This is a genomic window from Synechococcus sp. R6-7 (assembly GCF_047461695.1).
Taxonomy (GTDB): Bacteria; Cyanobacteriota; Cyanobacteriia; order Thermostichales; family Thermostichaceae; genus Thermostichus.
In genome coordinates this window covers 1-6,025 of sequence record NZ_JANSHS010000058.1, presented here as the reverse complement: position 1 = coordinate 6,025, position 6,025 = coordinate 1, and the positions used below count along the sequence as shown (strand labels likewise).

Genomic DNA, 6,025 nt, shown 5'->3' with positions numbered 1-6,025 from the left:
GGACGGGGCTTGCCGCGCCTTTTGGTCAACCACTGATAGGCTACTTGCCTGAATAAAGCTGGGATCGGCAGCGCAGCCTCAATGCTAGCCTAGTAAGGCTGTGTTTTTGTGCGAAGCCATGCCTGTTCCTAAGAAGAAAACTTCTAAAGCCCGCAGTCGCAGGCGCTACGCCGTCTGGCTGGGCAAAGCTAAGCTCCAGGCCCAGCGAGCCATGACCATTGGGCGCGCCATTCTCAGCGGTCGCAACACCGGTTTCTACTATCCCAAAGCTAAGTCTGAAGAGGATGAGGAAGAATAGAGGCTTGCTGCAGGGATCCCGGTGTCTGCGCGAGTGATTACACTGGACTAGAGCTGTGCTCCCCTGAAAGCGGTTTTGCTGCCCCTGTAGTCTTGCTCCTCCATAGGTTGCATGCGCTCCTTGACTTCCCTCACCTACTACCAACGGCTGGGTCTGTCTCCAGGGGCATCTCCTGAGGCCATCCGGCGGGCCTACCGGCAATTGAGCAAGCGCTACCATCCCGATACTTCTCCCCTGGCTCCGGAAGTGGCCATTCGCTGCTTCCAAGAGTTGCAGGAGGCCTACCTTGTCCTTAGCAACCCGGCGAAACGGGCCATCTACGATGCCAGCTTACGGGCGGTGACCGCCAACACGGGATCTCTGGGCATGCCGGGATCCCTTGGTGCCGATTCTCTAGAGCTGCGTATGGAAACCCGCCCACTTTCGGCTGGCGAGCTGTGTGCCCTGCTGCTGATGGGATCCACCCTAGTCGTGTGTTTGCTACTGGCAGGTGTCCTCGCTTGGCTGCGAGAGAGTGGGGCAAGCTGATTCTGCGAGCATTTCCTGCCCTCTTCGGTAGGACATTGGGATCGAGTTTTCGGATTCTGGATCAGGAGTGCTTGAATGAACATAGCCCGTTGACTCTAGGGTTTGATTGCTTTTCTTGAATCTCGCCATGCCTTTGCCTCCTGCAACCACGCCCCTGTACAATCACCCGCTCCACACCATCGAACGCTGGCTGGAGGATCAGGGCTGCACCCGCGATCCGCAGGATGTGGAGCAGTGGTTTTGCGAACGGCCTGGCTGGAAAGCCATTTTGCGCCTGGAAGAAACCAGCATTTGGGTGCGATACACCTACCCAGACGGCAACACGAAAACTTTATCTTTTCCCTATTCCCTCAGCCGGCAAGACGTAGAACAGGCCATTTTTGAGAGTTAGCCGAGCCATGCGCGTTCTCCAGTTGCCTGCCCTGCGCGATAACTACATCTACCTGCTCCACAATCCCGACACTGCAACAGCAGCCGTGGTGGATCCGGCAGTGGCTGAGCCCGTGTTGGAAAAGCTGGCCGAGCTGGGGGCGGAGTTGGTGGCCATTTTCAACACCCACCACCACCACGACCACGTGGGGGGCAACCGACAGCTTTTGGAGCGCTATCCCCGTGCCAGAGTCTATGGCAGCCAGGTGGATCGGGGGCGGATCCCTGGCCAGACGGTGGAGCTCAAGGCAGGGGAAACAGTGGAGTTTGCGGGTCGGCTAGCAAAGGTGCTGTTTGTGCCCGGCCATACCCGCGGCCATATTGCCTACTACTTTTCCAAGAGTGGGGATCTCTTCTGTGGGGACACCCTGTTTGCCGGGGGATGCGGGCGGCTGTTTGAAGGCACGCCGGAGCAGATGGTGGGATCCCTGGATCAACTGCGGCAGTTGCCGGAAGCCACACGGGTGTGGTGTGCCCACGAATACACCTTGAACAATCTCAGGTTTGCCCTGACAGTGGATGGAGACAACCCCGACCTGCAGGCGCGTTATCAGCAGGTGGCTGCCCTGCGCCAGACGGGATCCCCGACTGTCCCCAGCACCATTGGCGAGGAACGCCGCACCAATCCCTTCTTGCGTTGGGATCAGCCGGCTTTGCAGGCAGCCACCGGGCTCCAGGATCCGGTGCGGGTCTTCGCTCGCCTGCGCGGTATGAAGGATCAGTTCTGAAAATCGGGTTCTGACAAAAGCTCCTGGAGGTGGCCCAAAACCTGAGGGGATGGTGCTCCTCACCACTAGCACAAACGAAACCCCGAAGAGCTGCACCGTAATCTGGTGCAGGGGCTTTTCATCAGCCCACCTCGGCCTGCCTCCTGGACACTAGAGCCAGCAGGATAGCCGCCCCCAGCCCTTGAGTGACTACCGAAAAGAGCACTAAGCCAGTCAGGGAGAAATCGTAAAGCACCCCCATCAGGGCGCTGCCCACAAACCAAGCCAATCCATAGACACTGGTAAACAGGCCAAAGGCAAAGCCCCTCGTCTCGGGAGCTACCATACCGGCCACCGCCGCCTTCATGATGGATTCTTGGGCCCCCAAACCAATCCCCCAGAGCACCATGCCCAGCACCGTCAGAGCATAGGTACCGGAAAAGGCCAGCGGCGCAAATCCAGCCGATACCGCCACCGCTCCCAGCAAGCTCCACAGCCCCACGCGGTCGAACAGCCAGCCACATCCCAGGGCGGCCAGGGCATCCACCCCCATAGCCAGGGCATAGAGCAAAGGGATCCCTGCCCCATCGCTCCCTGACTGTTGTTGCAGATGCAGGGCAATGAGGGGAAAATCCGCAAACCCCATAGCCACACAGGCTGCTGCCAAAAGATACAGCCAGAAAACTTTGGGCAAGCCTTTTGCTGGAGTCATCTCCGGCTCCGGCTCAAAGTCGCGCGGACTGGGATACAGCCATTGCGCCAGCCCCAAAACCCCCAGTCCTATTGCCGCCGGGATCCCCAAGGCCAAAAACCCACCCCGAAAGCCATAGCCGACTTTCAGAACTGCCGCCACCAACAGCGGCCCCCCCACCGCCCCAATCTGATCTAGGGTCTCGTGCAGGCCAAACCCCAAGCCCCGTCCCACCTGCAAGGCTGCATGGGAGAGCAACACATCCCGGGGTGGGGTGCGGATCCCTTTGCCCGTCCGCTCGGCCAGCAACAGCAAAGCAGCCCAAGGCCAACTGCCCACCCAGGCCAAAGCCGGGATCACCGCCGTGTTGATGACATAGCCCAAGGTGGTGAGCTGCCAGTGCCCCCGACTGCGGTGCAAGGGATCCCTGCCCAGCCGGTCGCTCCAATAGCCCACCCCCAACCGCAAGCCATAGGCCAATAGCTCCCCCCCGCCGGCCACCAGGCCCACCACCGTGCCGCTGGCCCCTAGGGATCCCAAAAAAGCTCCAGAAATGCTGCGGGCTCCTTCGTAGGTGGCATCGGCACACAAGCTGACGATCCCCAGAAGGAGGATAAAGCGCCAGGCAGAAGGGATCATGTCCGGCTCCATAGATTCAGTACAAGCATCAACAGCAGCAGCTCGTTACGTCCATGGCTAGAATCCATAGATAGAAGAGTAAGGGCAAAGAGAGCTTCAGAAGAGTCTTCATCTAGCCGGGAGCAACTGCCGGCCCAGGAGAACCTAGAGCTGAGCAGGTCTTGTTCTCCTTTGTTTGCCTCGAACAGAATCGAGCTTCCCCTGTCCTTCTGGTAAGAGGAGAGAAGCAATGGCCGCTAAAAGAGTGCTTTTTAAGCTAGCCTGTTTTCTCTTGGGTATCTGTCCGATTTCAATAGCTATTGCTCAGCAGGCATTCTTAAACGCTGAGTATCTCATATTTGCTTTACCCGAAAATATTGAGCGAGTTCGTTTTCAAAATGGCCAGTATCAGAGAGGCTCTAGCCCTCTCGAAGAAGGGTTCCTAAGAGTAAGCCTCGAAAAGCTAGCGCCTGCCGATCTTAACAACGATGGGCTTCAGGATGTAGTGGCGATTGCATTAAGTAATACAGGAGGGAATGTTTTCTGGACAACCTTATCTGGGCTGTTGGGCGGCAGCAAAAAACCTACGCCCCTGGAGCCTGTGTACCTCGGCGATGGGGTTGTAGTTAACAATGTTTCAGTTGCCCGTGACTCTGGAGGAAAGGCTGAGGTCTGCTTAGATATGCTTGCCCATGGCCCCGAGGATCCCAGTTGTTGCCCTACCAAGAAAGAAAAAAGGTGCTTCACCCTGGCCGAAAACCGGTGGATACCTCGGAGAGCTAAATAACCTCTACTTTGGTCGGCTAATGACCTGCCCAGGACTTCCTTGAGGAGATTCGACCAGAATTACAGGAATAGAGCTGGTCTCCAGAACGGCTTGGGAGGTGGATCCCACTAGCACTTGTTCCCAGCCGCGGTGCCCCCGCTTGCCCATGACGATGTCGGTTACCTGCCGCTCCTGAGCTAGGGTTACGATGGTCTCTGCCAAGGGCCCCGAGGCCAAGCAAAACTGGTGGCGAATATCCGCCAAAAGACGCTGGGTGAGTTGCCGCAACAGTTCTACCCCTTTCCCCTGCGGCTTATCGGTAACATGCAGCACAATCACTTCCCCATCCACCCGCCGCGCCAAATCGGCTGCCTTGCGCAACACCACCTCGGCTAGAGGAGAGGTATCCACGGCTGCCAAAAAGCTCACCTTGCCTTGGCTGCCTACCTTGGTGGGATCCACCTCTCCTTTTTCCAAAAGCCGGGGAGCACACACCTGGGTCAGCCAAGCACCCAGGGGGGCCGTGACCAAAATCGACAGAGCCGCCAAAGCCAAAATGATCTCCCCACCGGGGATCCCTTGGGCCAAAGGGATCCCACCAATAGCCGCCTGCACCGTCGCCTTGGCCATGTTGCCCGGTAGCAAAAACAGCCGCTCCCGCCCGTTCCAATTGCTTCCCAGAGTGGAAAGCCACCAACCCAGGCCCCGCCCCAGCAGCAGACTCAAGGTCAAGAGCAGCAAGCCCGGCCAAAACACGGATCCCAGCACCCCCAGATCCAGCGACGCTCCCAGTAGCACAAACAACACGATCTCCGCCACCGTCCAGAGGGCATCGAACCCACCCCGCAGCCGCCGCGCCAAAGGGGCATCCAGCTCAATCAGAAAAAACCCCATGGCCATCACCGCCAGATAGCCGGAAAAATAGGGCCACACCTGCGGCGCCAGCACCAAGCCCAAGGCCATGCAGGCAGCCAGCAGCACTTCCTGCACGCTGTTGCGAGTCCAGTTTTGTTGGGTTAGCAGCGACACCAGAACCCGCGCCCCCAGGTAGCCTATGGCTATGCCCAGCAGGATCTCCATCACCACCTGGAACGGCAGCCACTGCAGCGGCGACAGCTCCAGGCTTCCCAAGCGAACGCTCGCGGCGGATCCTTGGCCCAAAAAGCTGAGCAGCAGGCTAAACCCCAACAACAGCAGTACGTCGGAAAGGGCGCTGCCGGTCAAAATGGCATCCGGGATCCCCTTGGCCACCCCCCAGCCCAGGCTTTTGAGGCGCAACATCCCCGGCACGATCACGGCTGGCGACTCCGCCCCAATCACGCAGCCCAACAGCAAACCGGTAGGCCAGTCCAACCCCAGGATCCAGGTGCTCAACAGGGCCACCGCCACCGCCTCGCAGGCTGCCGGCAAAAACCCCAGCCGCAACGCCACGGATCCCTGCTGGGCCAGCTTCTCCCGATCCAGCCCCAGGCCCGCCTTCATCAAAATGATCATCACCGCCACCACCCGCAGATCCCCCGCCGCTGCCAGCACCTCCGGGGATAGGACATCTCCCAGCAAGATCCCCACGAGGATCATCCCCAGCAGGGGGGGTATCCCCAGCCGACCCACGATTTGGCCGACAAAAAAGCCCATCACCAAGATCCACAGCCAACTGCCCAGCATCACCAGATCCTCATCTCCTTGTCGTCAGGGTGTTGAAGGGCAGCCCAGGGAGAAAAAGCCATCCGCGTCAGGAGTGGGAGCACCATCGCGTCCGCAGGGTGGGGCCTCAAACAAAGCCAAAGACCCCTACCCCCTGGACTTGCCCAGAAGTGTAGGAGTCATCAGCCTCAGCTTTTGAGGTTAGAACCCTCTTCCTCTATAGAAAAATTCCAAGTGAGGCGGTTGCGGTGAACTCCATCACCGGTTGCCGGAGCAAGGCTCAAAAGCCGACCGGCAACTGATCCCGCTTGCAGGGTATCATGCTTTCTCTTCCACAACAACTA

At 58.9% G+C, this 6,025-nt stretch carries 7 protein-coding genes and 1 riboswitch; of the genes, 5 read left to right on the top strand and 2 right to left on the bottom strand.

Features of this window, described 5'->3' with window-relative positions; all coding sequences use genetic code 11:
• Nucleotides 1–118 precede the first annotated feature (118 nt).
• From NW815_RS02240 to gloB, 4 genes are all read left to right on the top strand, one after another.
• Nucleotides 119–298 (top strand): 50S ribosomal protein L32, encoded by a 180-nt coding sequence (locus tag NW815_RS02240; protein ID WP_011431820.1) that lies wholly within the window; start codon nucleotides 119–121, stop codon nucleotides 296–298.
• Between the two features lie 111 nt (nucleotides 299–409).
• Nucleotides 410–826: a J domain-containing protein gene (locus NW815_RS02235; RefSeq protein WP_414351179.1), complete on the top strand. Its 417-nt coding sequence runs from the start codon at nucleotides 410–412 to the stop codon at nucleotides 824–826.
• A gap of 127 nt (nucleotides 827–953) precedes the next feature.
• Entirely contained in the window at nucleotides 954–1,217 is a 264-nt protein-coding gene (locus NW815_RS02230) for a DUF3143 domain-containing protein (protein WP_011431822.1), read from the top strand.
• A gap of 7 nt (nucleotides 1,218–1,224) precedes the next feature.
• The gene (gene gloB / locus NW815_RS02225) at nucleotides 1,225–1,983 is read left to right on the top strand and encodes a hydroxyacylglutathione hydrolase (protein ID WP_414390787.1); all 759 of its coding nucleotides are present in this window, start codon (nucleotides 1,225–1,227) and stop codon (nucleotides 1,981–1,983) included.
• Between the two features lie 121 nt (nucleotides 1,984–2,104).
• On the opposite strand, the gene NW815_RS02220 is transcribed toward gloB, so the two are convergent.
• Nucleotides 2,105–3,292, bottom strand: coding sequence for an MFS transporter (locus NW815_RS02220; protein WP_414415669.1), 1,188 nt, complete (start codon nucleotides 3,290–3,292; stop codon nucleotides 2,105–2,107).
• A 229-nt stretch (nucleotides 3,293–3,521) separates the two neighbouring features.
• Here NW815_RS02220 and NW815_RS02215 point away from each other — a divergent pair, with 229 nt between their 5' ends.
• On the top strand, nucleotides 3,522–4,058 hold the full coding sequence (locus tag NW815_RS02215) for a hypothetical protein (RefSeq protein WP_414391006.1): 537 nt from the start codon (nucleotides 3,522–3,524) through the stop codon (nucleotides 4,056–4,058).
• Nucleotides 4,059–4,061: 3 nt separating this feature from the next.
• Here NW815_RS02215 and NW815_RS02210 read toward each other — a convergent pair whose 3' ends face one another.
• Nucleotides 4,062–5,702 (bottom strand): cation:proton antiporter, encoded by a 1,641-nt coding sequence (locus tag NW815_RS02210; RefSeq protein ID WP_414391008.1) that lies wholly within the window; start codon nucleotides 5,700–5,702, stop codon nucleotides 4,062–4,064.
• 145 nt (nucleotides 5,703–5,847) lie between these two features.
• A riboswitch (Fluoride riboswitch) is annotated at nucleotides 5,848–5,953 on the bottom strand.
• Nucleotides 5,954–6,025 lie beyond the last annotated feature (72 nt).